Below are 26,225 nucleotides of genomic sequence, written 5' to 3' on the forward strand. Positions count from 1 at the left end.
TTCCTAAGGTGTAGCGGGTGTCAATACTTCCATGGCGCGCCTGCCGCGACCACCGAGGAAGAAGCTGCTGATGAACGGATGTTGGAAGCGTACGACTTCTTGCGGTGTGCCGACGACGATCACTTTTTTTTCAGCCAGCACCGCAATACGGTTCGACAGTGCAAACAGGCTGTCGAGATCATGCGTGACCATGATGACTGTCAGGCAGAGTTGCCGGTGAAGTGACTGTATCAGTTCGACGAAACTGTCGGAACGATCCGGATCAAGTCCAGCGGTTGGTTCGTCAAGGAACAATAATTCAGGGTCGAGTGCTAAAGCGCGCGCCAGGGCGATCCGTTTGATCATGCCGCCGGATAAATCTGCCGGCATTTTCGGTGCATGTTCAAAGGCGATATTCACCATCTGCAATTTCAGATACACCAGATCGGTGATCAGCGATTCCGGTAATTTTTTCAGTTCGCGCATCGGCTGGGCGATATTGTCAAACACGCTCAGCGCCGAATACAAAGCGCCATGCTGAAACAACATGCCCGAACGTTTGCGCAGATAATCAAGATGACGGCTGTCGGATATCTGCAAGTCTTCACCGAAGACTTTGATGCTGCCACGACGTGGTGTTTCCAGACCCAGCATCTGGCGTACGAGCACGGTTTTGCCAGTGCCGGAACCACCGACGATAGACAGAATTTCACCGCGCCGTACCGATAATTCCAGATTATCGTGGACGACGGCACGCCCGAACTGCGTGCGTAAGCCCTGAATTTCGATCACGTTATCGGTCGTCATCAATAGCCCACTTTGCTGAAAATAATCGCAAAAATCGCGTCGGCAATGATCACGACGGTAATTGCAATCACCACGGAATTGGTAGTACCGTGCCCCAGACTTTCCGTATTCGGTTTGATGCGCAAACCATAATGGCAGGCAATCAGCGCAATCAGAATACCGAAGGCAACACCTTTACCCAGGCCTATCCAGTAATTCAACAGTGGCACGGCATCCGGCAATTTATAGACAAAAAATTCGGGACTCATACCGAGTAGTGCTTGTGCCGAAATCATCCCGCCTATGAGTGCCATCACATCCGTCCAGATCACCAGCAGTGGCATGGCGATCGCCAGTGCCAGCACCTTAGGCAGGATCAGGCGCGAGCCATGCGGTATGCCCATCACCAGCATCGCATCGAGCTCTTCGGTGACCCGCATGACGCCGAGCTGCGCCGTGATGGCCGAGCCCGAACGACCAGCAACCAGAATCGCCGCCAGCAACGGGCCGAGTTCGCGGATGATGCTCATGCCGAGAATATTGACGATAAATAAATCGCCGCCAAACGTTAGTAATTGTTGTGCTGACAGATAAGAAAGCACGATCCCTATCAGGATGCCGACCAGCGCGGTAATGCCCAGCGCCTGCGCACCCATGCGATACAGGTTGGCTGATAATTCTTTCCACGGGCCTCGCAGCGGGTGGCGTATAAAACCGGCCAGATCGATCATCAGTTGACCGAGCAACATGCTGAAGCCGTACAAATGCTCAAAGAAGCCGAGCACGATGTCGCCCAACTGCATGATGCCGTAAAAGAGCGGGCGTTTGGCGCTGACCAGATTGACCTGACTGGCTTCTGCGACACGCTGAAACAAACCTTCATGTACCGGCTGCAGTAACAGATGTTGTGGCTTTTTTTTGCCCCAGGCGCGCCATAATATCTGCGCACCGACATGATCGAGCGCACTGATCTGGCTTAAATCCCAGTGAATATCGTCGCGCTTTCCCTTGTTGGTCAGCTCCGTCTGCAAATCATGCAAGCGGTGACCTTCGGACAAGGCGTGCACCAGCCACGCGCCAGCCACGCTAATCGTGGTCTGATCTGCATGATTGACGGTCAGGGTGGGAGGGCTAACTGAGGGCATGTCGCCAGTGTAAACGAGATAACTGTTTTGCTGCAATGAAGCAAAGCATACATTGACTGATGTTGATCTTCATTAAAAGAAATACGCCATCGGCATCTGAGTGCTACCGCTAGCGATTACGTAAGTCAGATGCTTTGCAGACAAAACTGGTTTTATTCTGCTGTGAAAATGAGCTTTAAGGGGGAGTATATTCAAAAATCGGGCTATTCTCAGCATAAACATTGGGCTTTTAAATATACTCCACCCAGTATATTTAGTGCTCAACAAGCGCTTGCAGGCACATAACGGCAGGATGCTGCATCGGTGTTGTCACTTGGAGTAACGCTTATTTCTCTTGCCGTACCGGCGTTTTTTTATCAATCACTTCGCGGCAATCTCCCTTCAGCGTCGCATTATCGTAATCAGACCAGCCGTAACTATCGACATAGCGCGTGTGCGCAACCAGTTGCGGGCTGAGGATGCTCCAGTTCAAGCGTTCATCGGGATAGCGGATATTGCCCATATCGAGCAAGGTGTGAAACACGTTTTCTGTTGACAGGCGGAATTTCTGATGGCGTTTGAGTTGCCGTATTTTTTCCGGGAACAACTGCTGATAGTCGTCCGAATACCAGATGAAGGCAGGGATGTGAAATTCGTATTGCGTATTGTGACCATGAAACGCCAGACCGCAACTGCCGTCATACAAGGTTTGCCCATGATCGGAGATATACATCATCGAGGTGACTTGTTTGCTCGCTTTCAGGCGCTGTATGACTTCCGATAATATCCAGTCAGTGTACAGAATTGAATTGTCATAGCTGTTGTTGAGTGCTGGTTTATTCTTCAGGTCGGTATAGGCCGGGTTATCGACGCCGAACAGCGACGGCTTCCAGTGGTCGTATTCTTTCGGGTGGCGATGGCTGTAATTCCAGTGGTTTCCCAGCGTATGTAAGACGATCAGTTTTTTCGGTGTGGCATCGTTCAGCGCGCGGCTCATGGGATCCAGCAGGATGTCGTCGAAACTGGAATTATTGGTAAAACCGCCCAGATTCAGAAATTGCGTGACATCCGCTTCTTTCGCGAACACTGAGATCGGCGTGTCAAACTGACCAAAGCTCATCTGGTTCGATATCCAGAAGGTTTTAAATCCCGCTTCTTTAAATGCAGACAGAAAGGATTTTTCAGAAAATCCGGCCTTCAGGCTTTGTGCCGCCGGTTTGCGCGACACAATAACAGGCACCGACAGGCGAGTCGCAGCGACGGCAGTAATCATGTCGCTGAAGCTGACCAGATTGTCTTCCAGTGATAACAAGGGATTCGTTTCACGTTCGTAACCATTCAGGCTCCAACGGTCGTAGCGCGATGATTCTCCAAGCACTACGACGATAGTTTGCGCTAACTTTGGATCGCCTTCGAGGGTGGCGTTGAAGCGGAAGTCGCGGCTTTTTTCAGACAGCTTCGATAAATATCCACGTTCGCTCCAGAAGTCAGCGATGCGCACCGCGAGGCCGAATGGCCAGGTACTTGTGAAGACATCCTCGTCGTAACGTATTTGGGCCCAGGACGGTAGCGGACCAAGGGCGTGGCTTAATTTTTGCCGTTGATGCTCCAGCCAAACCTGCGGAATCACTTTGCCTATCGGCTTGGCACTGGCGACCGATGCTGGCTCATCGTCGCTGTCGTCATCGCTATGGCTACTTGCCGCTGAGGCTGGTGGTGCCGTGACACCAACATATTCGCCGTAACCCCAGATGCAGAACCCCATCGCCACCATACTGATCAACGCCCAGCGGCTCGGATGTTGCCAGTGCAGTGCCGGCGTGTTCAGCGCAATTTTCAGCAGGCTCCACCACCACGCTGTAATCATCAACGTCAGAAACAGCAGCAGCCAGATTTTTTGCCCCAGAAATTCAATCGCTTCTTTGGGGCTGGTCTCCAGCAGTATGCCCAGGTGATGAGTCGAAATGCTCTGTCCGAAATACAGGCGCAGATAAATCTCTATGGGTATCGCCAGCATTGCCGGCAGTAACAGGAAATGAAACCAGCGCGGATGCTTGAACACCGCCCATAGTATTGGCCAGCAGATGACCTCCATCGCCAGCAGCTGCCAGCCTTTTTCTACCGGTTTGCCCAGCATCAGCGAAAAAAATGGAATCGCTGAGAGCAGCAGATAACTTAATAACAGAAAGAGAGGGCTTGGGCGTAATAAAGAGCGCATCAGGATAGTGGCAGGCTGGCTTGCGGTTGTTGCTGTGTGACGGATACGTCGCCGTTTACCGCAACATAGGATGGTCACTAAAAGAGTTCAGGTCGACAATATAAATGATTTGTAAAAATACGGGGTGCTGCTGGTGGAGGCCATTAGCGAAATCACTTCAACATACTGCATTAATTTAAACAAAATTAAATAAAAAGTATGGGAATGCTTGATTTTTCAAGGAAATTTCCTACCCTGACTTGCCATATTGAAGTAGTTGGAGCAGTCTGCTTCGCAACGAAAAACGTTGACATAGCTAGATCAGGCGACATAAAATTGCGAGTTCTCGATTTTGGGTTTGCAGTTTTCAACATGTTTCTAGCTGTTTTTTGCGAAAAAATATGCTTAAAAAGCAGGCAGATATTGGGCTCGTCTGAATAATTCGGACGTAAAAAATGATTTTTAGTTCCCGGGCAACCGTTTCCGGGTTTGTGTTTAACGTTGTATTTTGTTGGATTAAAAACGATGCCAACCATCAATCAACTGATTCGCCAACCACGTGTTTCTGCAGTGGTTAAGAGCAAATCGCCGGCGCTGGAAAACAGCCCGCAGAAACGTGGCGTTTGCACCCGCGTTTATACTACAACTCCAAAAAAGCCTAACTCGGCTTTGCGTAAAGTTGCCAAAGTTCGCCTGACTAATGGTTTCGAAGTTATTTCGTACATTGGCGGTGAAGGCCATAACTTGCAAGAACATAGCGTAGTCCTGCTGCGCGGTGGTCGTGTAAAGGATTTGCCAGGTGTTCGTTACCATATGGTTCGCGGTGCTTTGGATACACAAGGCGTTAAAGACCGTAAGCAAGCTCGTTCCAAATATGGTTCTAAGCGCGCTAAGGCAGTGAAGAAGTAATTATCTCGTAATTTAATCTCCGTAAAGTATTACGGATCAGTGTCGGTTCGGAATGAGCCGAGTAAGTGACTGGTTATGATGGCCTGTCGCGAGTGTCAGGTGAATTGTTGCCCGATGCTCAACTGAAGATTGAAAGGAATTGAAATGCCACGTCGTCGTGAGGTCCCGAAACGGGACGTATTGCCAGATCCAAAATTTGGTAATGTTGAAGTAGCAAAATTTGTTAACGTATTGATGTTGTCCGGCAAGAAGTCTGTTGCTGAAGGCATCATCTACGGTGCGTTTGATCACATCCAGCAAAAATCTGGTAAAGATCCTCTGGAAGTGTTTGCATTGGCAATTAACAACGCCAAGCCACTGGTTGAAGTAAAATCCCGCCGTGTTGGTGGCGCGAACTATCAGGTGCCTGTTGAAGTGCGTCCAGTTCGTCGTCTGGCTTTGTCTATGCGTTGGTTGCGTGAAGCTGCAAACAAGCGTAGTGAAAAATCCATGCCACAACGTTTGGGTGGTGAGTTGTTAGAAGCCGCAGAAGGCCGCGGCGGTGCAATGAAGAAGCGTGACGAAGTTCATCGTATGGCTGAAGCCAACAAGGCCTTCTCTCACTTCCGCTTCTAAGAGTAAGAGTAAGGAGCCTTTGTATGATGATTATGCAATGGTTCTGGCAAGTATTTTGAATCAGGCCGGGCGCGATTTTCACAAAAAATTGCGCTCGGTTTTGTCCATTAAAAGATTTAGGATTATCTATGGCCCGTAAGACCCCCATTGAGCGCTACCGCAATATCGGTATCTCGGCTCACATTGATGCAGGTAAAACGACGACGACAGAACGTGTTCTGTTCTACACCGGTGTCAACCACAAAATCGGTGAAGTGCATGATGGCGCTGCTACCATGGACTGGATGGAGCAAGAGCAAGAGCGCGGTATTACTATTACTTCTGCAGCGACAACTTGCTTCTGGAGCGGTATGGCGAATAATTTCGCTCCGCACCATATCAACATTATCGATACACCAGGCCACGTTGACTTCACTATTGAAGTTGAGCGTTCTATGCGTGTTCTCGATGGCGCCTGCATGGTTTACTGTGCGGTAGGTGGCGTTCAGCCTCAGTCTGAAACTGTATGGCGTCAGGCTAATAAGTACAAAGTTCCTCGTCTGGCATTCGTCAACAAGATGGACCGTACTGGCGCGAACTTCTTCAAAGTGTATGAGCAAATGCGCACACGCCTGAAGGCAAATCCAATTCCTATGCAAGTGCCTATCGGTGCTGAGGACTTGTTTGAAGGCGTTATCGATCTGGTCAAAATGAAAGCGATTATCTGGGATACAGCATCCCAAGGTATGAAGTTTGAATACGGCGAGATCCCTGCGAATTTGTTGGCTGATGCTAAGAAATGGCGCGAAAACATGGTGGAAGCAGCTGCTGAAGCTTCTGAAGAATTGATGAACAAATACCTTGAAGAAGGTGATTTGTCTGAAGCCGAAATCAAAGCGGCGATTCGTCAGCGTACTATCGCGAGTGAAATCGTTCCGATGATGTGCGGTACTGCCTTTAAAAACAAAGGCGTGCAGGCGATGTTGGATGCGGTTGTTGAATTCCTGCCATCTCCAGTGGATATTCCACCGGTACCAGGTACAAACGAAGATGAGGAGCCAGTGGTTCGTCAGGCAAAAGATGATGAAAAATTCTCTGCTTTGGCGTTCAAAATCGCAACAGATCCATTCGTTGGTCAATTGTGCTTTATCCGCTGCTACTCCGGTACTTTGAATTCTGGCGACACAGTTTATAACTCTGTCAAAGGTAAAAAAGAACGTATCGGACGTATTGTTCAGATGCATGCGAATCAACGCGAAGAAATCAAAGAAATGCTTGCCGGTGACATCGCTGCGGTTGTTGGTCTGAAAGACACAACAACTGGTGATACATTGTGTGATGATAAAGCGATTGTCGTTCTGGAACGCATGGTTTTCCCTGAGCCAGTTATTTCTCAGGCTGTTGAGCCAAAAACAAAGGCTGATCAAGAGAAAATGGGCTTGGCGCTGAACCGTCTGGCTGCTGAAGATCCATCTTTCCGCGTACGTACTGACGAAGAATCAGGTCAGACAATTATTGCCGGTATGGGTGAGTTGCATCTGGACATTATCGTTGATCGTATGAAGCGTGAATTCAACGTTGAAGCGACAGTAGGTAAGCCACAGGTTGCATACCGCGAAACTATTCGCAAAACTTGCGAAGAAATCGAAGGTAAATTCGTTAAGCAATCCGGTGGTCGCGGTCAGTATGGTCACGTTGTTCTGAAAATTGAACCACAAGAACCAGGTAAAGGCTTTGAATTCGTTGACGCGATCAAAGGCGGTACCGTTCCGCGCGAATACATCCCTGCAGTTGAAAAAGGTGTTCGTGAAACACTGACATCCGGTGTATTGGCTGGCTACCCAGTGGTTGACGTTAAAGTAACTCTGTTCTTCGGTTCTTACCATGACGTTGACTCCAACGAAAACGCGTTCCGTATGGCGGGTTCGATGGCGTTTAAAGATGGCTGCCGCAAAGCAAGTCCAGTTATTCTGGAACCAATGATGGCAGTTGAAGTTGAAACGCCAGAAGATTATGCTGGTACGGTCATGGGCGATTTGTCCTCACGTCGTGGTATGGTTCAGGGTATGGATGAAGTTGCTGGTGGTGGCGGTAAGATCATTAAGGCTGAAGTTCCTTTGTCTGAAATGTTTGGTTATTCCACTTCATTGCGTTCCGCAACACAAGGTCGCGCAACGTACTCTATGGAATTCAAGCATTACTCCGAAGCGCCGAAAAATGTTATCGACGCAATCGTGACATCCAAAGCTAAGTAATTCGTAATCTGAAAAGCCTGCTCCTTGCCTGGAGTAGGCATCTTATTGATAAATCGTTCTTTTTGAAGGAAGAATAAAATGGCAAAAGGTAAGTTCGAACGCACCAAGCCGCACGTCAACGTAGGTACAATTGGTCACGTTGATCACGGTAAAACAACATTGACAGCAGCGATTGCAACAGTATTGTCTGCAAAATTCGGTGGCGAAGCGAAGAAATACGACGAAATCGACGCAGCACCAGAAGAAAAAGCACGCGGTATTACAATTAATACTGCCCACGTTGAATACGAAACAGCAACACGCCACTACGCTCACGTTGACTGCCCAGGCCATGCTGACTATGTTAAAAACATGATCACTGGTGCGGCTCAGATGGACGGCGCGATCCTGGTTTGCTCCGCAGCAGACGGCCCAATGCCACAAACACGTGAGCACATCCTGTTGGCTCGCCAGGTTGGTGTTCCATACATCATCGTTTTCCTGAACAAATGCGACATGGTTGATGACGCTGAATTGCTGGAACTCGTTGAAATGGAAGTGCGTGAATTACTGTCCAAATATGAATTCCCAGGCGACGATCTGCCTATCATCCAAGGTTCCGCAAAACTGGCGCTCGAAGGCGACAAAGGTCCATTGGGCGAAGAAGCAATCCTGAAACTGGCTGATGCACTCGACACCTACATCCCAACACCAGAACGTGCTGTTGACGGCGCCTTCCTGTTGCCAGTAGAAGACGTATTCTCCATCTCTGGTCGCGGTACAGTGGTGACCGGTCGTATCGAACGCGGTATCATCAAAGTTGGTGAAGAGATCGAAATCGTCGGTATCAAAGACACAGTTAAAACAACATGTACTGGCGTTGAAATGTTCCGCAAATTGCTGGATCAAGGTCAAGCTGGTGACAACGTCGGTGTTCTGCTGCGCGGTACAAAACGCGAAGACATCCAACGTGGTCAAGTGTTGGCAAAACCAGGTTCAATCAAGCCACACAGCCACTTCACAGGCGAGATCTACGTTTTGTCGAAAGATGAAGGCGGTCGTCATACGCCATTCTTCAACAACTACCGTCCACAGTTCTACTTCCGTACAACGGACGTAACTGGTTCGATCGAGTTGCCAGCAGACAAAGAAATGGTGATGCCAGGTGATAACGTCTCTATCACAGTCAAACTGATCAACCCGATCGCGATGGAAGAAGGTCTCCGCTTCGCTATCCGTGAAGGTGGTCGTACTGTTGGTGCGGGTGTTGTTGCTAAAATTATCGAGTAATTTCGTAATTTTGTAGTACACTAGTCGGCTGTCGCTGTTTTTTTAGCGACAGCCGCTTTTTTTTAGTATTCGCTCTTTGTAAAAAAATGCCACTCTCACTGAGTTTGTGGCTCGTTCTTTAGGAAATGTTATGTCTACACAGAATCAAAAGATCCGCATTCGTCTGAAAGCATTCGATTATAAATTGATCGACCAATCCGCTTTGGAAATCGTTGAAACAGCAAAGCGCACTGGCGCTGTTGTAAAAGGCCCTGTACCTTTGCCGACTCGCATTCAACGTTTTGACGTTCTGCGCTCACCGCACGTGAACAAAACTTCCCGTGATCAGTTTGAAATTCGTACACACCAACGTCTGATGGACATCGTTGATCCAACAGATAAGACAGTTGATGCTTTGATGAAGCTCGATTTGCCTGCTGGTGTTGATGTTGAAATCAAATTGCAGTAATCAGATTTTTATCAATATCTGATTTGATTAAAAATCAGATGATTGAAGAAATTTGACATACCACAATTCTTCGAATTTTCAAATAATTTGCCTTGTAAATAAAAAATTTGCGGGCTATAATCGAAGGCTTAAATGTGGGTCGGCTTTTGCTGACCTTTTCGTTTAAGTTTTTTAAACATCAGCCTCACCCAATCGTAGGTGAGAATGGAGAAAATAATGAGCTTGGGCCTAGTTGGTCGCAAGGTTGGCATGATGCGCATCTTTACGGATGACGGGGATTCAATCCCTGTTACTGTTCTGGATGTGTCCAACAACCGCGTGACGCAAGTCAAAACTCCTGAAACAGACGGTTACTCTGCTGTTCAGGTTACTTTCGGTCAGCGCCGTGCATCCCGCGTAACTAAAGCGGCTGCCGGTCACCTCGCAAAAGCAGGTGTTGAAGCTGGTACTGTATTAAAAGAATTCCGTGTTGATGCTGCTAAAGCTTCTGAACTGAAGGCTGGTGATGTTGTGCCTGTCGGTTTGTTTGAAGCTGGTCAGAAAGTTGACGTGCAAGGTGTGACGATTGGTAAAGGCTATGCCGGTACTATCAAGCGCCATCACTTCGCTTCTGGTCGCGCCACTCACGGTAACTCCCGTTCCCATAATGTTCCAGGTTCTATCGGTATGGCGCAGGATCCAGGTCGTGTTTTCCCTGGTAAGCGCATGACTGGTCATCTGGGTGACGTTAACCGCACTGTGCAAAATCTGGAAATCGCTCGCGTTGATGCAGAGCGTCAGTTGTTGCTGGTGAAGGGTGCTGTGCCGGGTGCAAAAAATGGTCAGGTGATTGTATCTCCTGCTGTTAAAGTTAAAGCTAAGAAGGGAGCCTAATCCATGGAACTGAAGCTCCTAAACGAACAAGGTCAAGCTGCTGCGAATGTTGCTGCTCCTGATACTATTTTCGGTCGTGATTACAACGAAGCTCTGATTCATCAGGTTGTCGTTGCATATCAGGCAAATGCTCGTAGCGGTAACCGCAAGCAAAAAGATCGTGAAGAAGTCCACCACACAACCAAGAAACCTTGGCGTCAAAAAGGTACTGGTCGTGCACGTGCTGGTATGTCTTCTTCTCCTTTGTGGCGTGGCGGTGGTCGTATATTCCCGAATAGCCCAGATGAGAATTTCTCTCACAAAGTTAACAAGAAAATGTATCGCGCAGGTATCTGCTCTATCCTTTCTCAGTTGGCTCGTGAAGATCGTTTGAGTGTGGTTGATGCTGTAACGGTTGATGCTCCAAAGACTAAGTTGTTGACTGAAAAGCTCAAAGCATTGGGTTGCTTGGATTCCGTTCTGATTATCACTGACGAATTCAATGAAAATCTGATGTTGGCAGCACGTAATCTGGTAAATGTTTTGGTTGTTGAGCCACGTTACGCTGATCCAGTTTCTTTGGTGTTCTACAAGAAAGTGTTGATCACCAAGCCAGCACTGGCAAAGATTGAGGAGATGCTGGCATGAGTGCATTAATCAAACATAGTGAAGAACGCCTGATGAAGGTGTTGCTGGCTCCTGTGATTTCTGAAAAAGCAACTATGGTTGCTGAAAAGAATGAGCAAGTGGTTTTCCTGGTTACTCCAGATGCAACCAAGCCAGAAATTAAAGCTGCCGTCGAATTGCTGTTTAAGGTTCAGGTTGAATCTGTACAAGTGGCAAATCGTCAAGGTAAACAAAAACGTACCGGTAGATTTACTGGCCGCCGCAACCATACAAAACGTGCTTTTGTATGCTTGAAGCCAGGTCAGGAAATCAACTTCACTGAGGGGGCATAATAATGGCACTCGTTAAGATGAAGCCAACCTCACCAGGTCGTCGTGGTATGGTGAAAGTGGTAACTGAGGGCCTGTTCAAAGGTCGTCCGTTCGCTGCTTTGTTGGAAAAGAAATCCAAAACTGCTGGCCGTAATAACAACGGTCACATCACTACCCGCCACATCGGCGGTGGTCATAAGCAGCATTACCGTGTTGTTGACTTTAAACGCAACAAAGATGGTATTCCTGCAAAAGTTGAGCGTATTGAATACGATCCTAACCGTACGGCACACATTGCTTTGTTGTGTTACGCGGATGGTGAACGTGCATACATCATCGCTCCTAAAGGTGTTGCAGTAGGCGATCAATTGATTAGTGGCTCACAAGCCCCGATCAAATCTGGTAACTGCTTGCCTATCCGTAACATTCCAGTCGGTACAACTATGCATTGCGTAGAGATGCTGCCAGGAAAAGGCGCGCAGATTGCACGTACAGCTGGTGCTGGTGTCGTTCTGATGGCGCGTGAAGGTACTTACGCTCAAGTTCGTCTGCGCTCTGGCGAAGTTCGTCGTATTCATATCGAATGCCGCGCAACCGTCGGTGAAGTTGGTAACGGCGAGCACAATCTGCGTAAGATTGGTAAAGCTGGTGCGATGCGTTGGCGTGGTATTCGTCCTACCGTTCGCGGTGTGGTAATGAATCCGGTTGACCATCCTCACGGTGGTGGTGAAGGTAAAACTGCAGCAGGCCGTCATCCAGTTTCTCCATGGGGTCAACAGACCAAGGGTAAGAAGACACGTCGCAACAAGCGTACTACTTCGATGATCGTCTCACGCCGTGGTAAGAAATAAGGGATAAAACATGACACGTTCATTGAAAAAAGGGCCGTTTTGCGACGCTCATCTGGTGAAGAAAGTCGAAGCTGCTCAGGCAAATAAAGACAAGAAACCAATCAAGACTTGGTCCCGTCGTTCGACAATTATGCCGGACTTCATCGGTTTGACCATTGCGGTTCATAACGGTAAGCAACACGTACCAGTTTATGTTTCCGAAAACATGGTTGGTCACAAGCTCGGCGAATTCGCGCTGACCCGTACGTTCAAGGGTCACGCTGCCGACAAAAAGGCTAAGAAATAAGGACCGATGATGGAAACTAAAGCTAATCTTCGCGGTGTGCGTCTGTCCGAGCAAAAAGGTCGCCTCGTGGCAGACCTGATCCGTGGTAAAAAAGTTGATCAGGCATTGAATATCCTGGCCTTCAGCCCTAAAAAAGGTGCTGCAATCATCAAGAAAGTGTTGGAGTCTGCAATTGCAAACGCTGAACACAATGATGGCGCAGATATCGATGAGTTGAAAGTAAAGAGTATCTATGTCGAAAAAGGTGCGATCCTGAAGCGCTTCACAGCACGCGCTAAAGGTCGTGGTGATCGTATCTCTAAACAATCCTGTCACATCTACGTGACTGTTGGTAACTAAGGAGTCACGATGGGACAGAAGATACATCCAACCGGTTTTCGTCTGGCGGTAACGCGTAACTGGTCTTCCCGTTGGTATGCAGGCAATGGTAACTTTGCTTCTATGCTCGGTGAAGATCTGAAGGTACGTGAATACCTGAAGAAAAAACTGAAAAACGCGTCTGTAGGCCGCATCGTTATTGAGCGTCCTGCGAAAAACGCACGTATTACCATTTACAGCTCCCGTCCAGGTGTTGTGATCGGTAAAAAAGGCGAAGACATTGAAGTATTGAAAGCTGACTTGTCGAAAATGATGGGCGTGCCAGTTCACGTCAACATCGAAGAAATTCGCAAGCCAGAAATCGATGCGCAATTGATCGCTGACTCTATTGCTCAGCAGCTCGAAAAACGTATTATGTTCCGCCGCGCGATGAAACGTGCTATGCAGAATGCAATGCGTCTTGGCGCTCAAGGTATCAAGATCATGTCCGGTGGTCGTTTGAATGGTATCGAAATCGCTCGTAAAGAATGGTATCGCGAAGGCCGCGTGCCTCTGCATACTTTGCGTGCTGATATCGACTACGGTTTTGGCGAAGCATCCACAACTTACGGCATTATTGGCGTAAAAGTGTGGGTCTACAAAGGTGACCGTTTAGCAAATGGCGATGCGCCTGTGATCGAATCGACTCCGGAAGACGACAAAAAACGTCGTGGCCCACGTCGTGACGATGGCAAGCCAAGCAGCCGTCCACGTGCTAAGCGTCCTGAAGGGCAAAATACATCTGGCGCAGCAGCTCCAGCTAAGCGTGTACGCGCAAAAGCTGATGCTGCACCAGCTGAGAAAGCAGGAGAATAATCATGCTGCAACCAGCACGCAGAAAATATCGCAAGGAGCAAAAAGGCCGTAACAAGGGTATTTCGCATACTCGTGGTACAGCTGTTTCCTTCGGTGAGTTTGGCTTGAAAGCGGTTGGCCGTGGTCGTATCACAGCGCGTCAGATTGAAGCGGCGCGTCGTGCAATGACTCGTCATATCAAGCGCGGTGGTCGTATCTGGATCCGCGTTTTCCCGGACAAGCCAATTTCCCAGAAGCCTGCAGAGGTTCGTATGGGTAATGGTAAAGGTAATCCTGAGTACTACGTTGCCGAGATTCAACCAGGCAAAATGTTGTACGAAATGGATGGCGTTGATGAAGCGCTGGCGCGTGAAGCGTTCCGCTTGGCAGCTGCCAAATTACCATTGTTGACAACGTTTGTCGTACGTCAAGTCGGCACTTAATAGGGAGTTGTAAATGAAAGTATCTGAACTCCAAGGCAAAGACTCTGCAGCTTTGACGAAAGAACTGAATGATCTGTTGAAGGCACAATTCAGCCTGCGTATGCAAATCGCTACACAGCAACTGACTAATACTTCACAGTTGAAAAAAGTTCGTCGCGACATCGCACGCGTTAAAACCGTCATGAATCAGAAGGATGCCAAATAATGAACGATCAAGTTAAAGTGGCTCTGAAGCGCACATTGATTGGCAAGGTTGTGTCTGACAAGATGGACAAAACAGTCACAGTACTGGTTGAACGTCACGTTAAACATCCTTTGTATGGCAAGATCATCGTACGTACTGCAAAGTACCATGCACACGATGAAGCTAACCAGGCAAAAGCTGGCGACACAGTTGAAATCCAAGAGGGTCGCCCAATTTCCAAGACTAAAGCTTGGACATTGACTCGTGTGGTTCAAGTAGCACAAGTCGTATAAAGTTATTGCACAAAAATTTTTTTGATGTAATAATGATGGGCTGTCATTTGCGTAGTAAGCAAATGACAGCCTAAATGTCTTTCGCAACACCCTCTCGTTGTGAAAGTGGTTAAAAATCGTCCACCTAATCAGTTGGCTCGTGCATTGCAGGTTATGTAGGGGTTGGCTGGCAGGACCAAGACTGACTACAAGCTTGCATTGTGTAAGTTGTGTGGATTAAGTTGGGAAAGAGAACATTATGATTCAAACAGAAAGCCGGCTGGAAGTGGCTGACAATACTGGTGCGCGTGAAGTTCTGTGCATTAAAGTGTTGGGCGGTTCCAAGCGTCGTTATGCGGGTATCGGTGATGTAATTAAAGTCACTGTGAAATCTGCTGCTCCGCGCGGTCGTGTAAAAAAAGGTGAAATTTACAACGCCGTGGTTGTGAGAACAGCTAAGGGTGTTCGTCGTCAAGATGGCTCGTTGGTCAAATTTGATGGCAATGCTGCAGTATTGTTGAATGCAAAGCTTGAGCCTATCGGCACTCGTATTTTCGGCCCAGTGACACGCGAACTGCGTACTGAGCGCTTTATGAAAATCGTGTCTTTGGCTCCAGAAGTGCTGTAAGGAGTCGTGATGAATAAAATTCGTAAAAACGACGAAGTCATCGTCTTGACGGGTAAAGACAAAGGTAAGCGCGGTCAGGTGCAATCGTGCATCGATAGTGATTACGTTGTTGTTGCTGGTATTAATGTCGCTAAAAAAGCGGTTAAGCCAAACCCAATGACTGGCGCAGTTGGTGGCATCGTTGATAAATTGATGCCGATTCATGTTTCCAATGTGGCGTTGTTTAATGCTGCATCTGGCAAAGCAGACCGTGTAGGCTTCAAGGTAGTGGATGGTAAAAAAGTCCGTATCTACAAGTCGACTGGCGAAGTTGTGAAGGCATAACATCATGGCCCGTCTACAAGCATTATATAAAGAAAAAATCGTCGGTGAATTGACTGAAAAGTACGCTTACAAGTCAAGCATGGAAGTTCCACGTATCTTGAAAATCACCCTGAATATGGGTTTGTCTGAAGCAGTTGCAGATAAAAAGATTATCGAGCATGCAGTTGGTGACTTGACGAAAATCGCCGGCCAGAAGCCAGTTGTGACCAAAGCTCGTAAAGCGATCGCAGGTTTTAAAATCCGTGAAGGTTATCCAATCGGTTGTATGGTTACTTTGCGTGGCGCTCAGATGTATGAATTCCTGGATCGTTTTATTACCGTGGCTTTGCCTCGCGTACGTGACTTCCGTGGTGTTTCTGGTCGTGCGTTTGATGGTCGTGGTAACTACAATATCGGTGTCAAGGAACAAATCATTTTCCCTGAAATCGAGTACGACAAGATCGACGCATTGCGTGGTATGAATATCAGTATCACGACAACAGCAAAGACCGACGAAGAAGCGAAAGCACTCCTCGCCGCATTTAAATTTCCGTTCAGAAACTGAGGTCGCCATGGCAAAACTGGCACTGATTAATCGTGAGCAAAAGCGTGCAGACTTGGTGAAGAAATTCGCTGGCAAGCGCGCCGAATTGAAGGCCATCGTTGATGACCAATCAAAGACTGAAGAAGAGCGTTATGTTGCTCGTCTGAAGTTGCAGGCTTTGCCACGTAATTCTAATCCGACACGTCAGCGTAATCGTTGCGCTTTGACAGGTCGTCCGCGTGGCACATTCCGTAAATTCGGTTTGGGCCGTATTAAACTCCGTGAAGTCGCCATGCGTGGTGAAATCCCGGGTATGACTAAAGCCAGCTGGTAATAGGAGAATAAGCAATGAGTATGAGCGATCCTATCGCCGATATGCTGACCCGCATTCGTAACGCGCAAGTTGTTCAAAAAACTGTTGTTGCGATGCCGTCCTCTAAAGTAAAGATTGCAATTGCAAACGTACTTAAAGACGAAGGTTACATTGAAGATTTCGCAGTTTTAGAAACTGCAGGGAAGTCCGAATTAAAAATCGGCTTGAAATATTATGCAGGACGTCCAGTTATTGAACGTTTGGAACGTGTTTCACGTCCAGGTCTTCGTATTTACAAAGGTAAAGACGAGATTCCAAATGTGATGAACGGTTTGGGTGTAGCGATTGTTTCTACACCAAAAGGCGTCATGACTGACCGCAAAGCGCGCGCAACCGGTGTCGGTGGCGAAGTAATTTGCTACGTCGCCTAAGGAGTGAAAGATGTCTCGAGTAGGTAAGATGCCAATCGCTTTGCCGGCCGGTGCAGAAGTTGCAATTTCAGCAGAGCAGATTACAGTAAAAGGTCCTATGGGCGTGCAGACACAAAGCCTCAATGGCTTAGTGAAAGTTGCGAACGACAACGGCACTTTGAGTTTTTCACCAGCCAATGATGGCCGTGAAGCTAATGCAATGACTGGTACTTTACGTGCCTTGGTCAATAACATGGTTACCGGTGTTACTAAAGGCTTTGAAAGAAAGCTCACTTTGGTCGGCGTTGGTTACAAAGCGCAAGCTCAGGGTGATAAGTTGAATTTGTCTTTAGGTTTTTCACATCCAGTCGTACATCAAATGCCAGAAGGTATTTCTTGTGCTACGCCAACTCCTACTGAAATCCTGATTAAAGGTGTTAATAAGCAGGTAGTAGGTCAGGTGGCAGCTGAAGTCCGTGCATACCGCAGCCCAGAGCCTTATAAAGGCAAGGGTGTCCGTTATGCGGACGAAGTGGTTGTGATTAAAGAAACCAAGAAGAAGTAATAGGGGTTGACGATGGACAAGAAACAATCACGTCTGCGCCGCGCACGTCAAACCCGTGCCAAGATCGCAGAACTCAAAGTGAACCGCCTGGCCGTGCATCGCACCAACCTGCACATCTACGCAAACATTATTGGCCCAGACGCCAAAGTGTTGGCGTCGGCTTCCACCGTAGAGGCGGAAGTACGTGCAGAATTGGCTGGCAAGTCCGGAGCTGGTGGCAACACCACAGCCGCGACTTTGATCGGCAAGCGTGTAGCAGAGAAGGCAATCAAAGCAGGGGTTACCGAAGTTGCGTTTGACCGCTCCGGTTTCCGTTACCATGGCCGCATCAAGGCGCTTGCAGAAGCTGCCCGTGAAGCTGGCTTGAAGTTCTAAGGAAAATTTGTCATGGCAAAAATGCAAGCAAAAACAGCAGCCGACAAGCCGGATGATGGCATGCGCGAAAAAATGATCGCGATCAACCGTGTAACCAAAGTGGTTAAGGGTGGTCGTATCATGGGCTTCGCTGCATTGACAGTTGTAGGCGACGGCGATGGCCGTATCGGTATGGGCAAAGGTAAGTCGAAAGAAGTTCCTGTTGCCGTACAAAAAGCGATGGAAGAAGCACGTCGTAAGATGATCAAAGTGACTTTGAAAAACGGTACTTTGCAACACACCGTTACTGGTAAGCACGGCGCGTCTTCCGTCATGATTTCTCCTGCAAAAGAAGGTACTGGCGTTATTGCCGGTGGTCCAATGCGCGCGATTTTTGAAGTAATGGGTATTGTTAATGTTGTTGCTAAATCCAACGGCTCAACAAATCCTTACAACATGGTTCGTGCAACTTTGAATGGTCTGGCTAAGATGAGTACTCCATCTGAAATCGCTGCAAAGCGTGGCAAGACCGTTGAAGAAATCCTCGGTTAAGGAGAGCGCGATGACTAAGACAGTAAAAGTGCAATTGGTCAAAGGTCTGATCGGCACACGCCAGGATCACCGTGCTACCGTACGTGGTCTGGGTTTGCGTCGTGTTAATTCAGTTTCTGAATTGCAAGACACGCCAGCAGTACGCGGCATGATCAATAAAGTCTCGTATCTTGTGAAGGTTGTAGCGTAAGTCGTCAGACTTATGTTCGGAGCAAATTATGGAATTGAATAACATACAACCTGCTGATGGCGCTAAACACTACAAACGTCGTGTTGGTCGTGGTATCGGCTCAGGTTTGGGTAAGACAGCGGGTCGCGGCCATAAAGGTCAAAAATCTCGTTCCGGCGGCTTTCATAAAGTCGGTTTCGAAGGCGGTCAGATGCCTTTGCAACGTCGCTTGCCAAAACGTGGTTTTAAATCACTGGCAACACCGTACAAAGCAGAAGTTCGTCTGACAGACTTGGAAAATTTGCCAGTCACTGAAATTGACATCCTTGCTTTAAAACAAGCTGGTGTTGTTTCTGAGCTCGCACGTGTAGTTCGTGTGATCTTGTCTGGTGCGATTACTAAGAAAGTAACTTTGAACGGCTTGATCGTCACTAAAGGCGCTAAAGCTGCAATCGAAGCTGCTGGCGGTACGATCGCTTAATTCACTGCAGACACCGGAGCAATAATTGGCAACATCTCCACAACAAGCTAAAAGTGCAGCAAGCGGATTTCCCTGGGGGCGACTCTGGTTCCTGCTTGCGGCGCTGGTTGTCTATCGGATTGGTGCTCACGTACCTGTTCCAGGTATAGATCCAACTGCATTGGCAGACCTGTTTAAGCAAAACCAAGGTGGTATCTTGGGGATGTTTAACATGTTCTCCGGTGGTGCATTGTCACGGTTCACCGTGTTTGCACTCGGCATCATGCCGTATATCTCGGCATCGATCATCATGCAACTGATGTCTATCGTTTCTCCGCAACTGGAAGCACTGAAAAAAGAAGGTGAATCCGGTCGCAGAAAAATTACTCAGTACACACGTTATGGAACTTTGTTACTGGCGACAGTGCAGGCATATTTCATTGCGTTTGGTCTGGAGGCGCAGCCAGGGCTCGTTATTGATCCCGGCCTCGCTTTCAGATTCACTACTGTAGTGTCATTGGTGACAGGTACGATGTTTTTGATGTGGCTGGGCGAACAAATCACTGAGCGCGGTTTAGGTAACGGTATTTCTATCATTATCTTCGCCGGTATTGCTGCTGGTTTGCCAGGTGCCTTGGTAAGTTTGTTTGAGTTGGTTCGTACTGGTTCTATGCATCCTGCGTCAGTATTGTTGATCTGTGTTATTGCGGTAGCTGTGACGTTTCTGGTTGTATTTGTGGAACGTGGCCAACGTAAGATTCTGGTTAATTATGCGAAGCGTCAGGTCGGAAATAAAGTGTATGGCGGGCAAAGCAGTCATTTGCCGCTGAAGTTGAATATGGCTGGTGTAATTCCACCGATTTTCGCTTCATCGATCATTTTATTCCCAGCGACGATTACCAGCTGGTTTACCAAGGGTGCAGATTCTTCAACGAGCGGGTTTATTACGTTCTTGAAAGATTTGGCTGCATCAATGGCGCCAGGCGAGCCTATTCATGCGTTGTTGTACGCTGCTGCGATTATTTTCTTTTGCTTCTTTTATACCGCTTTGGTATTCAACAGCAAAGAAACAGCTGATAATTTGAAGAAGAGTGGAGCGTTTGTCCCTGGAATACGTCCAGGCGATCAGACTGCCCGCTATATCGACAAAATTTTGATGCGATTGACGTTGGCTGGCGCGGTTTATATCACGCTAGTCTGTTTGTTACCTGAATTTTTGATTGCCAAATGGAAAGTTCCTTTCTACTTCGGTGGTACATCCCTGCTGATTATCGTGGTGGTGACCATGGATTTTATGGCTCAGGTGCAAAACTATGTCATGTCGCAGCAATACGAGTCGCTGCTTCGTAAAGCAAATTTCAAGGGCGGGATTCCTTCGCGGTAATTTGCTGAAGGGACAGCAGATCGAATGGCAAAAGACGACGTTATACAGATGCAGGGCGAGATTCTGGAGAATCTTCCGAATGCAACATTTAGAGTTAAGTTGGAAAACGGGCATGTTGTACTAGGCCATATTTCCGGGAAGATGCGGATGAACTATATCCGCATCCTTCCAGGTGATAAGGTGACAGTGGAATTGACGCCTTATGATTTGAGCCGGGCGCGAATAGTGTTCCGAACCAAGTAAATTAAAAGTGAACAAGAAGGGAAGAGGGCAAAAATGAAAGTTCTCGCATCAGTTAAGCGGATCTGCCGCAACTGCAAAATCATCAAGCGCAAAGGTGTTGTTCGTGTTATTTGCACAGAACCACGCCATAAACAGCGCCAAGGTTAATTTAACGTTATTGAACGAGGAATAACGAATGGCACGTATCGCAGGGGTTAATATCCCAAATCATCAGCATACCGTAATCGGCTTAACAGCTATCTATGGTATTGGCCGTCCACGCTCACAGAAAATCTGTGAAGCAACAGGTGTTTTGACCAATAAAAAGGTTAAAGATCTGGATGACAACGAACTCGAGAAGCTTCGCGACGAAATCGGTAAATTTATCGTCGAAGGTGACTTGCGTCGTGAATTGTCCATGAACATCAAGCGCTTGATGGACTTGGGTTGCTATCGCGGCTTGCGTCATCGTAAAGGCTTGCCTTGTCGTGGCCAGCGTACACGTACTAACGCACGTACACGTAAAGGTCCACGTAAAGCAGCTCAATCTTTGAAGAAATAATCCAGGCTAGCCCGGATCCAAGGAAATCATTATGGCAAAAGCACAAAACAACGCAGCAGCAGCACGTGCTCGTAAGAAAGTTAAAAAGAACGTTGCTGAAGGTATCGCACACGTTCACGCTTCTTTCAATAACACCATCATCACGATCACTGATCGGCAAGGCAATGCTCTCTCTTGGGCAACTGCTGGCGGTGCTGGTTTTAAAGGCTCACGTAAATCTACTCCGTTCGCAGCTCAGGTTGCAGCGGAAGCAGCAGGTAAAGTTGCTGTTGAATGCGGTATCAAAAATCTGGAAGTTCGCATCAAAGGCCCAGGCCCAGGTCGTGAATCTTCAGTACGCGCACTGAACAATCTCGGCATCAAGATTTCTTTGATCCAAGACGTAACTCCAGTACCACACAACGGCTGCCGCCCTCCAAAGCGTCGTCGTATCTAAGCGGTAGCATTTGCTGCTGGCGTTCTGACGGTATTTCCGTTAGAATGCAAGCCCGCCATTTTGTTGGCGGGTTTTGTGTTGGGAATTTTATTTCAGGCATTAAGCGATTCGCTTTCGCCTTTAAGACCACTGTCTGATAGCAAGCAGATCAGACTAGCGCAGCCAAGTTCTGCGTCATTTATAAAAGGAAAATATTGTGGCACGTTATATCGGACCAAAAGCTAAGTTATCCCGTCGTGAAGGCACGGACCTGTTTCTGAAAAGCGCACGCCGCTCTTTGGATTCAAAGTGCAAATTAGATGTAAAACCAGGTCAACACGGTGCTAAATCCGGCGCACGTACTTCTGACTTCGGTAATCAATTACGCGAAAAACAAAAAGTTAAACGTATGTACGGCGTTCTGGAACGTCAATTCCGCCGCTACTTCGCTGAAGCTGATCGCCAAAAAGGCAACACAGGCGAAACACTGTTGAAATTGCTGGAATCCCGTCTCGACAACGTTGCATACCGCATGGGCTTCGGCTCTACACGTGCTGAAGCACGTCAGTTGGTAAGCCACAAAGCTTTCACAGTCAACGGTATCGTTGTGAACATCGCTTCTTACCAAGTTAAAGCTGGTGACGTTGTTGCTGTTCGTGAAAAAGCGAAAAAACAAGTTCGTATCGTTGAAGCTCTGTCCCTGGCTGAGCAATCCGGCATGCCTTCATGGGTAGCTGTTGATGCGAAGAAAATGGAAGGCACTTACAAGTCCATGCCAGATCGTAGCGATATCGCTCACGATGTCAACGAATCCCTGATCGTTGAATTGTATTCTCGTTAATTTTAGTTTCATCGCCTGCCTGTTTTACGACAGGCAGGCTTTTTCTTTAATGCCGTCAGCCTTATCGGTGTAACGAACCGAGGGTATTGAAAAGGACATTTCATGCAAAACAATCTGTTGAAGCCACGTATTATCGATGTGGAAATGCTGGGTGCCGGTCACGCTAAAGTCGTGATGGAACCGTTTGAACGTGGCTATGGCCACACACTGGGCAACGCGCTGCGTCGCGTATTGTTGTCGACGATGGTTGGTTATGCACCAACTGAAGTGGTGATCGCTGGTGTGGTTCATGAGTATTCATCCCTCGATGGCGTTCAGGAAGACGTCGTTGATATTCTGTTGAACTTGAAGGGTGTTGTATTCAAGTTGCACAATCGTGAAGAAGTAACATTGGTATTGAAGAAAGATGGCGAAGGCGCAGTCCTGGCTTCCGACATCGAGTTGCCACATGATGTTGAACTGATCAATCCAGATCACGTCATCGCGAATCTGACTGCCGGCGGTAAACTGGATATGCAGATCAAAGTTGAAAAAGGCCGTGGCTATGTGCCAGGTAACGTTCGTCGTTTGTCTGAAGATGCAAACAAAACGATAGGCCGCATGATTCTGGACGCGTCTTTCTCTCCAGTGCGTCGTGTTTCTTACTCCGTTGAGTCCGCTCGTGTTGAACAGCGTACCGATCTGGATAAATTGATCATCAATATTGAAACCAATGGCGTGATCACACCAGAAGAAGCAATTCGTCAATCTGCCCGTGTGCTGGTTGATCAGTTGAACGTCTTCGCTGCTTTGGAAGGTACAGAAGCGGCCGCTGAAGCACCATCCCGTGCACCAGCAGTTGATCCAGTTCTGTTGCGTCCAGTGGATGATCTGGAATTGACAGTACGTTCAGCAAACTGCCTGAAAGCAGAAAACATTTACTACATTGGTGATCTGATCCAACGTAGCGAAAATGAACTGTTGAAGACACCAAACCTGGGTCGCAAATCTTTGAACGAAATCAAAGAAGTGTTGGCTTCCCGTGGCTTGTCTTTGGGCATGAAGCTGGAAAACTGGCCACCTGCAGGCTTGGAAAAATAATTTGTCGGAATGAACGGTTTTAAATAAGGCCGTTCATTTTTTTATCGTAGTAAAAATAATTACCGGCCCGCGACAATGTTGTCGATAGAAGAGCTGGCAATGAAATCTGAAAGGAAATACCATGCGTCACCGTCACGGCTTACGTAAGCTGAATCGTACTTCATCCCACCGTTTGGCTATGTTGCGCAACATGACAGTATCCCTGTTGCGTCACGAAGCGATCAAAACAACATTGCCAAAAGCAAAAGAACTGCGCCGCGTTATCGAGCCAATTCTGACTTTGGGTAAAGTTGATACATTGGCTAACAAACGTCTGGCATTTTCCCGTCTGCGCGATCGCGAAATGGTTCTGAAACTGTTCGCGGAACTCGGCCCACGTTACGCAAATCGTAATGGCGGCTACCTGCGTATTCTGAAAATGGGCTTCCGCGTTGGCGACAATGCACCGATGGCTTACGTTGAATTGCTGGATCGTCCAGAAGTCACTGATGTAGAAAATGCTCCAGTAGCAGAATAATTTAAGAAGATATTTCTTAAATAAAAAGGCCCGGTTTATCCGGGCTTTTTTTTCTTCATTTGTGTGCCCGTTATCAACGCGTTTATATTTGGGTCTATTCAGCTTGGGTTGCTCGTGATCATCAGACTCTTGCTAAAATGAGCGCTATGAAGACAAACGACGATAAAGTTTTACTGGTAATGACGAATTGTCCGGATAAGACCGTTGCGCTCACGATCGCCCAAAATATATTAGAAAATAATTTGGCTGCATGCGTGAACGTCATGCCCGAAATAATGTCTCTGTACACGTGGGATGGTCAGCAGGAAGTCACCACTGAAGTGCCATTGCACATCAAGACAACAACTCAAGCCTATCCAGATCTGCAGGCATTGATTTGCTCGCTGCACCCTTACCAAGTACCGGAAATTATTGCTATTCCCGTGGTCGATGGCTTACCTGCCTATCTGCAATGGGTACAAGAACAAACAGGACTTAAATGAACACGCATCGCATCGCAACGCTCTCGCCGCAAAACGGTTTCATTCATGTATTACAGATGCTGTTAATGAGCGCATTTCTGATTCTCAGTAGCCTGGCGCATGCCGATGAGTTTCTCGACCCTGAAGTCGCTTTCAAAGCATCCGCCAGAATGGCTGAACCCGGCGTTGCCGAGGTGACGCTGACCATTGCTGATGGTTATTATTTGTACCGTGAAAAGTTGAAATTCACTTCGGCCGACGCAAAAATCGGCGAAGTCATACTGCCAGCCGGTAAGGTCAAGTTTGACGAAACCTTTCAGAAAGACGTTGAGACATACCGCAAGTCTGTACTGATCAGGATTCCGGTACAGGCTGCCAATGACTTCACATTGAAAGTCGGCAGACAAGGATGTGCTGATCAGGGCTTGTGCTATCCGCCATTGGAAAGCGAATTCAGACTGAGCATTTCAGCCGCTAATGCCGCTGTTTCCACCTCATCGGGCAGTGCAGACCTCAGTAAGACCGATGCCGGAGCAGACGCAGAAAGCAGCAGCATCAGTGCAGCACTAAAGAGCGGTAAGTTATCCGTTATCCTGCCTTTGTTTTTCATTCTTGGTCTGGGCTTATCGCTGACACCGTGCGTGCTGCCGATGGTGCCTATTTTGTCTTTTATTATCGTTGGTGAAGGTGCGGGTGTCAGTCGTACGCGAGGATTCATGTTATCGCTTGCGTATGTCCTGGGGATGTCACTGGTGTACACAGGAATGGGCGTTGCTGCCGGTCTCGCCGGTGAGGGCTTGGCGGCGACCCTACAAAATCCATGGGTATTGGGTGCATTTTCCTTATTGATGGTGTTCTTCGCGTTGTCGATGTTTAACGTCTATCAATTGCAAATGCCAGCGGCGTTGCAAACTAAGTTAACTGAAATTTCCGAAGGTCAGCGCGATAGTAAATTAGGAAAATTAATTGGTGTATTCCTGATGGGAGCGATTTCTGCGTTGATCGTTGGACCATGCGTCACGGGCCCATTGCTTGGCGCGCTGGTCTACATCAGTCAGACGCGCGATGTGATCGTTGGTGGTGCCGCAATGTTCGCTATTGCGATCGGTATGGGCGTGCCTTTGCTGTTACTCGGTATATCTGCAGGTAGTTTGCTACCCCGCGCCGGTGTTTGGATGGAAAACATCAAACGTTTCTTTGGCGTGCTGATGCTGGCGATGGCGTTATGGATGATCTCGCCAGTCATTCCTGTCTGGTTACAGATGCTGGGATGGGCAACGTTATTGATTGCATACGCTGGCTATCAGTTATTTTTTCATCGTTCAGGTTTGCCAGGGAAGCTGATTGCCGCTGCGTTCGGCGTACTGGGGTTATTGCAACTCGTTGGTGTCGCTACCGGCGGTCGCGATATCTATGCGCCGGTCGCTCATCTGTTTGGCACGCAGACGCATGGTGCAGTGTTTGTCCGTGTACGTAATGTTGCAGAGCTGGACGCGGCATTGGCGCAGAGCAAAGGAAAAACGGCGATGCTGGATTTCTACGCAGACTGGTGCGTCTCTTGCAAAGAAATGGAAAAACTGACATTCACCGATGTCAGGGTGAAGGCGAAGATGGATGCAATGTTGCTGCTGCAAGTCGACGTTACCGCGAATAATGAAGATGATAAAGAAATGCTGAAACGCTTTAAATTATTCGGCCCTCCGGGCATCATTTTCTTCAATAATCAAGGTGCGGAAATTCCAGACAGCCGCGTCGTCGGCTTCCAGAATGCTGAAAAATTCTTACAGTCCCTATCAAGAATTGAAGGTAAGTAATTAACCCGGATCAGCGCTGTATTTTCGCAGCGCTGATCCAGCGTCCCCGCATAATCGCCCTTATATAACTAAGCCGATATAAGCTTGCAACT

Annotated in this window: 38 protein-coding genes; 35 read left to right on the forward strand and 3 right to left on the reverse strand. The window is 47.9% G+C overall.

The window, feature by feature from the left end; all coding sequences use genetic code 11:
- Positions 1–3 precede the first annotated feature (3 nt).
- From Undi14_RS02570 to Undi14_RS02580, 3 genes are all read right to left on the reverse strand, one after another.
- On the reverse strand, positions 4–786 hold the full coding sequence (locus tag Undi14_RS02570; protein WP_200177807.1) for an ABC transporter ATP-binding protein: 783 nt from the start codon (positions 784–786) through the stop codon (positions 4–6).
- Positions 786–1,910 (reverse strand): ABC transporter permease, encoded by a 1,125-nt coding sequence (locus Undi14_RS02575; RefSeq protein WP_200177808.1) that lies wholly within the window; start codon positions 1,908–1,910, stop codon positions 786–788. The genes Undi14_RS02570 and Undi14_RS02575 overlap by 1 nt, the downstream gene beginning before the upstream one ends.
- Before the next feature lie 325 nt (positions 1,911–2,235).
- Positions 2,236–4,185 carry a phosphoethanolamine transferase gene (locus Undi14_RS02580; RefSeq protein ID WP_370589867.1) on the reverse strand — a complete coding sequence of 650 codons (1,950 nt, stop codon included), beginning with the start codon at positions 4,183–4,185 and terminating at the stop codon, positions 2,236–2,238.
- Between the two features lie 426 nt (positions 4,186–4,611).
- On the opposite strand from Undi14_RS02580, the gene rpsL reads away from it, so the two are divergent.
- The 35 genes from rpsL (at position 4,612) to dsbD (ending at position 26,133) form a co-directional block, all read left to right on the forward strand.
- On the forward strand, positions 4,612–4,995 hold the full coding sequence (gene rpsL, locus Undi14_RS02585; protein WP_186886132.1) for a 30S ribosomal protein S12: 384 nt from the start codon (positions 4,612–4,614) through the stop codon (positions 4,993–4,995).
- A 144-nt stretch (positions 4,996–5,139) separates the two neighbouring features.
- Positions 5,140–5,610, forward strand: a complete 471-nt coding sequence (rpsG, locus tag Undi14_RS02590; protein WP_162039546.1) for a 30S ribosomal protein S7 — start codon at positions 5,140–5,142, stop codon at positions 5,608–5,610.
- 128 nt (positions 5,611–5,738) lie between these two features.
- The gene (gene fusA / locus Undi14_RS02595) at positions 5,739–7,844 is read left to right on the forward strand and encodes an elongation factor G (protein ID WP_186886133.1); all 2,106 of its coding nucleotides are present in this window, start codon (positions 5,739–5,741) and stop codon (positions 7,842–7,844) included.
- A gap of 78 nt (positions 7,845–7,922) precedes the next feature.
- On the forward strand, positions 7,923–9,113 hold the full coding sequence (gene tuf / locus Undi14_RS02600) for an elongation factor Tu (RefSeq protein ID WP_186896239.1): 1,191 nt from the start codon (positions 7,923–7,925) through the stop codon (positions 9,111–9,113).
- Between the two features lie 130 nt (positions 9,114–9,243).
- Entirely contained in the window at positions 9,244–9,561 is a 318-nt protein-coding gene (rpsJ, locus tag Undi14_RS02605) for a 30S ribosomal protein S10 (protein WP_110255911.1), read from the forward strand.
- A gap of 216 nt (positions 9,562–9,777) precedes the next feature.
- The gene (gene rplC, locus Undi14_RS02610; protein ID WP_186884623.1) at positions 9,778–10,434 is read left to right on the forward strand and encodes a 50S ribosomal protein L3; all 657 of its coding nucleotides are present in this window, start codon (positions 9,778–9,780) and stop codon (positions 10,432–10,434) included.
- Positions 10,435–10,437: 3 nt separating this feature from the next.
- The gene (rplD, locus tag Undi14_RS02615; protein ID WP_186884624.1) at positions 10,438–11,061 is read left to right on the forward strand and encodes a 50S ribosomal protein L4; all 624 of its coding nucleotides are present in this window, start codon (positions 10,438–10,440) and stop codon (positions 11,059–11,061) included.
- Entirely contained in the window at positions 11,058–11,372 is a 315-nt protein-coding gene (rplW, locus tag Undi14_RS02620) for a 50S ribosomal protein L23 (protein WP_186884625.1), read from the forward strand. The genes rplD and rplW overlap by 4 nt, the downstream gene beginning before the upstream one ends.
- Before the next feature lie 2 nt (positions 11,373–11,374).
- Positions 11,375–12,202, forward strand: coding sequence for a 50S ribosomal protein L2 (gene rplB, locus Undi14_RS02625; RefSeq protein ID WP_186884626.1), 828 nt, complete (start codon positions 11,375–11,377; stop codon positions 12,200–12,202).
- Between the two features lie 10 nt (positions 12,203–12,212).
- Positions 12,213–12,488 carry a 30S ribosomal protein S19 gene (rpsS, locus tag Undi14_RS02630; protein WP_124574225.1) on the forward strand — a complete coding sequence of 92 codons (276 nt, stop codon included), beginning with the start codon at positions 12,213–12,215 and terminating at the stop codon, positions 12,486–12,488.
- Between the two features lie 6 nt (positions 12,489–12,494).
- Positions 12,495–12,827, forward strand: a complete 333-nt coding sequence (gene rplV, locus Undi14_RS02635; protein ID WP_186884627.1) for a 50S ribosomal protein L22 — start codon at positions 12,495–12,497, stop codon at positions 12,825–12,827.
- A 9-nt stretch (positions 12,828–12,836) separates the two neighbouring features.
- A complete protein-coding gene (rpsC, locus tag Undi14_RS02640) occupies positions 12,837–13,661 on the forward strand; it encodes a 30S ribosomal protein S3 (RefSeq protein WP_186884628.1) in 825 nt (274 codons plus the stop codon).
- Between the two features lie 2 nt (positions 13,662–13,663).
- A complete protein-coding gene (rplP, locus tag Undi14_RS02645; protein ID WP_186884629.1) occupies positions 13,664–14,083 on the forward strand; it encodes a 50S ribosomal protein L16 in 420 nt (139 codons plus the stop codon).
- Between the two features lie 13 nt (positions 14,084–14,096).
- The gene (rpmC, locus tag Undi14_RS02650; RefSeq protein WP_186884630.1) at positions 14,097–14,288 is read left to right on the forward strand and encodes a 50S ribosomal protein L29; all 192 of its coding nucleotides are present in this window, start codon (positions 14,097–14,099) and stop codon (positions 14,286–14,288) included.
- Complete coding sequence (rpsQ, locus tag Undi14_RS02655) at positions 14,288–14,560, forward strand: 30S ribosomal protein S17 (protein ID WP_186884631.1); 273 nt, start codon at positions 14,288–14,290, stop codon at positions 14,558–14,560. Before rpmC ends, rpsQ begins: the two co-directional genes overlap by 1 nt.
- 238 nt (positions 14,561–14,798) lie before the next feature.
- Positions 14,799–15,167 (forward strand): 50S ribosomal protein L14, encoded by a 369-nt coding sequence (gene rplN / locus Undi14_RS02660; protein WP_006464924.1) that lies wholly within the window; start codon positions 14,799–14,801, stop codon positions 15,165–15,167.
- Between the two features lie 9 nt (positions 15,168–15,176).
- Positions 15,177–15,491, forward strand: coding sequence for a 50S ribosomal protein L24 (gene rplX / locus Undi14_RS02665; RefSeq protein WP_186884632.1), 315 nt, complete (start codon positions 15,177–15,179; stop codon positions 15,489–15,491).
- A 4-nt stretch (positions 15,492–15,495) separates the two neighbouring features.
- Positions 15,496–16,035 (forward strand): 50S ribosomal protein L5, encoded by a 540-nt coding sequence (rplE, locus tag Undi14_RS02670; RefSeq protein ID WP_186884633.1) that lies wholly within the window; start codon positions 15,496–15,498, stop codon positions 16,033–16,035.
- A 7-nt stretch (positions 16,036–16,042) separates the two neighbouring features.
- Positions 16,043–16,348 (forward strand): 30S ribosomal protein S14, encoded by a 306-nt coding sequence (rpsN, locus tag Undi14_RS02675; protein ID WP_186884634.1) that lies wholly within the window; start codon positions 16,043–16,045, stop codon positions 16,346–16,348.
- 14 nt (positions 16,349–16,362) lie between these two features.
- On the forward strand, positions 16,363–16,758 hold the full coding sequence (gene rpsH / locus Undi14_RS02680) for a 30S ribosomal protein S8 (protein ID WP_186884635.1): 396 nt from the start codon (positions 16,363–16,365) through the stop codon (positions 16,756–16,758).
- Between the two features lie 10 nt (positions 16,759–16,768).
- The gene (gene rplF, locus Undi14_RS02685; RefSeq protein WP_186884636.1) at positions 16,769–17,302 is read left to right on the forward strand and encodes a 50S ribosomal protein L6; all 534 of its coding nucleotides are present in this window, start codon (positions 16,769–16,771) and stop codon (positions 17,300–17,302) included.
- A gap of 12 nt (positions 17,303–17,314) precedes the next feature.
- Entirely contained in the window at positions 17,315–17,677 is a 363-nt protein-coding gene (rplR, locus tag Undi14_RS02690) for a 50S ribosomal protein L18 (RefSeq protein ID WP_186884637.1), read from the forward strand.
- 12 nt (positions 17,678–17,689) lie between these two features.
- Positions 17,690–18,208 (forward strand): 30S ribosomal protein S5, encoded by a 519-nt coding sequence (gene rpsE, locus Undi14_RS02695; RefSeq protein ID WP_110255927.1) that lies wholly within the window; start codon positions 17,690–17,692, stop codon positions 18,206–18,208.
- A gap of 10 nt (positions 18,209–18,218) precedes the next feature.
- Positions 18,219–18,398, forward strand: a complete 180-nt coding sequence (gene rpmD, locus Undi14_RS02700) for a 50S ribosomal protein L30 (protein ID WP_186884638.1) — start codon at positions 18,219–18,221, stop codon at positions 18,396–18,398.
- Between the two features lie 28 nt (positions 18,399–18,426).
- Entirely contained in the window at positions 18,427–18,858 is a 432-nt protein-coding gene (gene rplO, locus Undi14_RS02705) for a 50S ribosomal protein L15 (protein WP_186884639.1), read from the forward strand.
- Positions 18,859–18,883: 25 nt separating this feature from the next.
- A complete protein-coding gene (gene secY / locus Undi14_RS02710; protein WP_190477132.1) occupies positions 18,884–20,221 on the forward strand; it encodes a preprotein translocase subunit SecY in 1,338 nt (445 codons plus the stop codon).
- 24 nt (positions 20,222–20,245) lie between these two features.
- Positions 20,246–20,464, forward strand: a complete 219-nt coding sequence (gene infA / locus Undi14_RS02715) for a translation initiation factor IF-1 (RefSeq protein WP_005663428.1) — start codon at positions 20,246–20,248, stop codon at positions 20,462–20,464.
- 33 nt (positions 20,465–20,497) lie between these two features.
- Positions 20,498–20,611: a 50S ribosomal protein L36 gene (gene rpmJ / locus Undi14_RS02720; protein WP_014004415.1), complete on the forward strand. Its 114-nt coding sequence runs from the start codon at positions 20,498–20,500 to the stop codon at positions 20,609–20,611.
- A gap of 28 nt (positions 20,612–20,639) precedes the next feature.
- Positions 20,640–21,005: a 30S ribosomal protein S13 gene (rpsM, locus tag Undi14_RS02725; RefSeq protein WP_186884641.1), complete on the forward strand. Its 366-nt coding sequence runs from the start codon at positions 20,640–20,642 to the stop codon at positions 21,003–21,005.
- Between the two features lie 31 nt (positions 21,006–21,036).
- Complete coding sequence (gene rpsK, locus Undi14_RS02730) at positions 21,037–21,441, forward strand: 30S ribosomal protein S11 (RefSeq protein ID WP_110255932.1); 405 nt, start codon at positions 21,037–21,039, stop codon at positions 21,439–21,441.
- Between the two features lie 196 nt (positions 21,442–21,637).
- Positions 21,638–22,261, forward strand: a complete 624-nt coding sequence (gene rpsD, locus Undi14_RS02735) for a 30S ribosomal protein S4 (RefSeq protein ID WP_186884642.1) — start codon at positions 21,638–21,640, stop codon at positions 22,259–22,261.
- A gap of 102 nt (positions 22,262–22,363) precedes the next feature.
- On the forward strand, positions 22,364–23,341 hold the full coding sequence (rpoA, locus tag Undi14_RS02740) for a DNA-directed RNA polymerase subunit alpha (protein ID WP_200177809.1): 978 nt from the start codon (positions 22,364–22,366) through the stop codon (positions 23,339–23,341).
- Positions 23,342–23,462: 121 nt separating this feature from the next.
- A complete protein-coding gene (gene rplQ / locus Undi14_RS02745) occupies positions 23,463–23,858 on the forward strand; it encodes a 50S ribosomal protein L17 (RefSeq protein ID WP_186884644.1) in 396 nt (131 codons plus the stop codon).
- Between the two features lie 146 nt (positions 23,859–24,004).
- On the forward strand, positions 24,005–24,340 hold the full coding sequence (cutA, locus tag Undi14_RS02750; protein ID WP_370587083.1) for a divalent-cation tolerance protein CutA: 336 nt from the start codon (positions 24,005–24,007) through the stop codon (positions 24,338–24,340).
- On the forward strand, positions 24,337–26,133 hold the full coding sequence (gene dsbD / locus Undi14_RS02755) for a protein-disulfide reductase DsbD (protein ID WP_200177810.1): 1,797 nt from the start codon (positions 24,337–24,339) through the stop codon (positions 26,131–26,133). Before cutA ends, dsbD begins: the two co-directional genes overlap by 4 nt.
- The last annotated feature ends 92 nt before the right edge of the window (positions 26,134–26,225 follow it).

Source organism: Undibacterium sp. 14-3-2 (assembly GCF_016595265.1).
Taxonomy (GTDB): Bacteria; Pseudomonadota; Gammaproteobacteria; order Burkholderiales; family Burkholderiaceae_D; genus Undibacterium; species Undibacterium aquatile.

Coding starts and splice junctions, on each gene's coding strand:
- Undi14_RS02570 (WP_200177807.1), bottom strand. CDS start 786: ATGACGACCGATAACGTGATCGAAATTCAGGGCTTACGCACGCAGTTC.
- Undi14_RS02575 (WP_200177808.1), bottom strand. CDS start 1,910: ATGCCCTCAGTTAGCCCTCCCACCCTGACCGTCAATCATGCAGATCAG.
- rpsL (WP_186886132.1), top strand. CDS start 4,612: ATGCCAACCATCAATCAACTGATTCGCCAACCACGTGTTTCTGCAGTG.
- rpsG (WP_162039546.1), top strand. CDS start 5,140: ATGCCACGTCGTCGTGAGGTCCCGAAACGGGACGTATTGCCAGATCCA.
- fusA (WP_186886133.1), top strand. CDS start 5,739: ATGGCCCGTAAGACCCCCATTGAGCGCTACCGCAATATCGGTATCTCG.
- tuf (WP_186896239.1), top strand. CDS start 7,923: ATGGCAAAAGGTAAGTTCGAACGCACCAAGCCGCACGTCAACGTAGGT.
- rpsJ (WP_110255911.1), top strand. CDS start 9,244: ATGTCTACACAGAATCAAAAGATCCGCATTCGTCTGAAAGCATTCGAT.
- rplC (WP_186884623.1), top strand. CDS start 9,778: ATGAGCTTGGGCCTAGTTGGTCGCAAGGTTGGCATGATGCGCATCTTT.
- rplD (WP_186884624.1), top strand. CDS start 10,438: ATGGAACTGAAGCTCCTAAACGAACAAGGTCAAGCTGCTGCGAATGTT.
- rplW (WP_186884625.1), top strand. CDS start 11,058: ATGAGTGCATTAATCAAACATAGTGAAGAACGCCTGATGAAGGTGTTG.
- rplB (WP_186884626.1), top strand. CDS start 11,375: ATGGCACTCGTTAAGATGAAGCCAACCTCACCAGGTCGTCGTGGTATG.
- rpsS (WP_124574225.1), top strand. CDS start 12,213: ATGACACGTTCATTGAAAAAAGGGCCGTTTTGCGACGCTCATCTGGTG.
- rplV (WP_186884627.1), top strand. CDS start 12,495: ATGATGGAAACTAAAGCTAATCTTCGCGGTGTGCGTCTGTCCGAGCAA.
- rpsC (WP_186884628.1), top strand. CDS start 12,837: ATGGGACAGAAGATACATCCAACCGGTTTTCGTCTGGCGGTAACGCGT.
- rplP (WP_186884629.1), top strand. CDS start 13,664: ATGCTGCAACCAGCACGCAGAAAATATCGCAAGGAGCAAAAAGGCCGT.
- rpmC (WP_186884630.1), top strand. CDS start 14,097: ATGAAAGTATCTGAACTCCAAGGCAAAGACTCTGCAGCTTTGACGAAA.
- rpsQ (WP_186884631.1), top strand. CDS start 14,288: ATGAACGATCAAGTTAAAGTGGCTCTGAAGCGCACATTGATTGGCAAG.
- rplN (WP_006464924.1), top strand. CDS start 14,799: ATGATTCAAACAGAAAGCCGGCTGGAAGTGGCTGACAATACTGGTGCG.
- rplX (WP_186884632.1), top strand. CDS start 15,177: ATGAATAAAATTCGTAAAAACGACGAAGTCATCGTCTTGACGGGTAAA.
- rplE (WP_186884633.1), top strand. CDS start 15,496: ATGGCCCGTCTACAAGCATTATATAAAGAAAAAATCGTCGGTGAATTG.
- rpsN (WP_186884634.1), top strand. CDS start 16,043: ATGGCAAAACTGGCACTGATTAATCGTGAGCAAAAGCGTGCAGACTTG.
- rpsH (WP_186884635.1), top strand. CDS start 16,363: ATGAGTATGAGCGATCCTATCGCCGATATGCTGACCCGCATTCGTAAC.
- rplF (WP_186884636.1), top strand. CDS start 16,769: ATGTCTCGAGTAGGTAAGATGCCAATCGCTTTGCCGGCCGGTGCAGAA.
- rplR (WP_186884637.1), top strand. CDS start 17,315: ATGGACAAGAAACAATCACGTCTGCGCCGCGCACGTCAAACCCGTGCC.
- rpsE (WP_110255927.1), top strand. CDS start 17,690: ATGGCAAAAATGCAAGCAAAAACAGCAGCCGACAAGCCGGATGATGGC.
- rpmD (WP_186884638.1), top strand. CDS start 18,219: ATGACTAAGACAGTAAAAGTGCAATTGGTCAAAGGTCTGATCGGCACA.
- rplO (WP_186884639.1), top strand. CDS start 18,427: ATGGAATTGAATAACATACAACCTGCTGATGGCGCTAAACACTACAAA.
- infA (WP_005663428.1), top strand. CDS start 20,246: ATGGCAAAAGACGACGTTATACAGATGCAGGGCGAGATTCTGGAGAAT.
- rpmJ (WP_014004415.1), top strand. CDS start 20,498: ATGAAAGTTCTCGCATCAGTTAAGCGGATCTGCCGCAACTGCAAAATC.
- rpsM (WP_186884641.1), top strand. CDS start 20,640: ATGGCACGTATCGCAGGGGTTAATATCCCAAATCATCAGCATACCGTA.
- rpsK (WP_110255932.1), top strand. CDS start 21,037: ATGGCAAAAGCACAAAACAACGCAGCAGCAGCACGTGCTCGTAAGAAA.
- rpoA (WP_200177809.1), top strand. CDS start 22,364: ATGCAAAACAATCTGTTGAAGCCACGTATTATCGATGTGGAAATGCTG.
- rplQ (WP_186884644.1), top strand. CDS start 23,463: ATGCGTCACCGTCACGGCTTACGTAAGCTGAATCGTACTTCATCCCAC.
- cutA (WP_370587083.1), top strand. CDS start 24,005: ATGAAGACAAACGACGATAAAGTTTTACTGGTAATGACGAATTGTCCG.
- dsbD (WP_200177810.1), top strand. CDS start 24,337: ATGAACACGCATCGCATCGCAACGCTCTCGCCGCAAAACGGTTTCATT.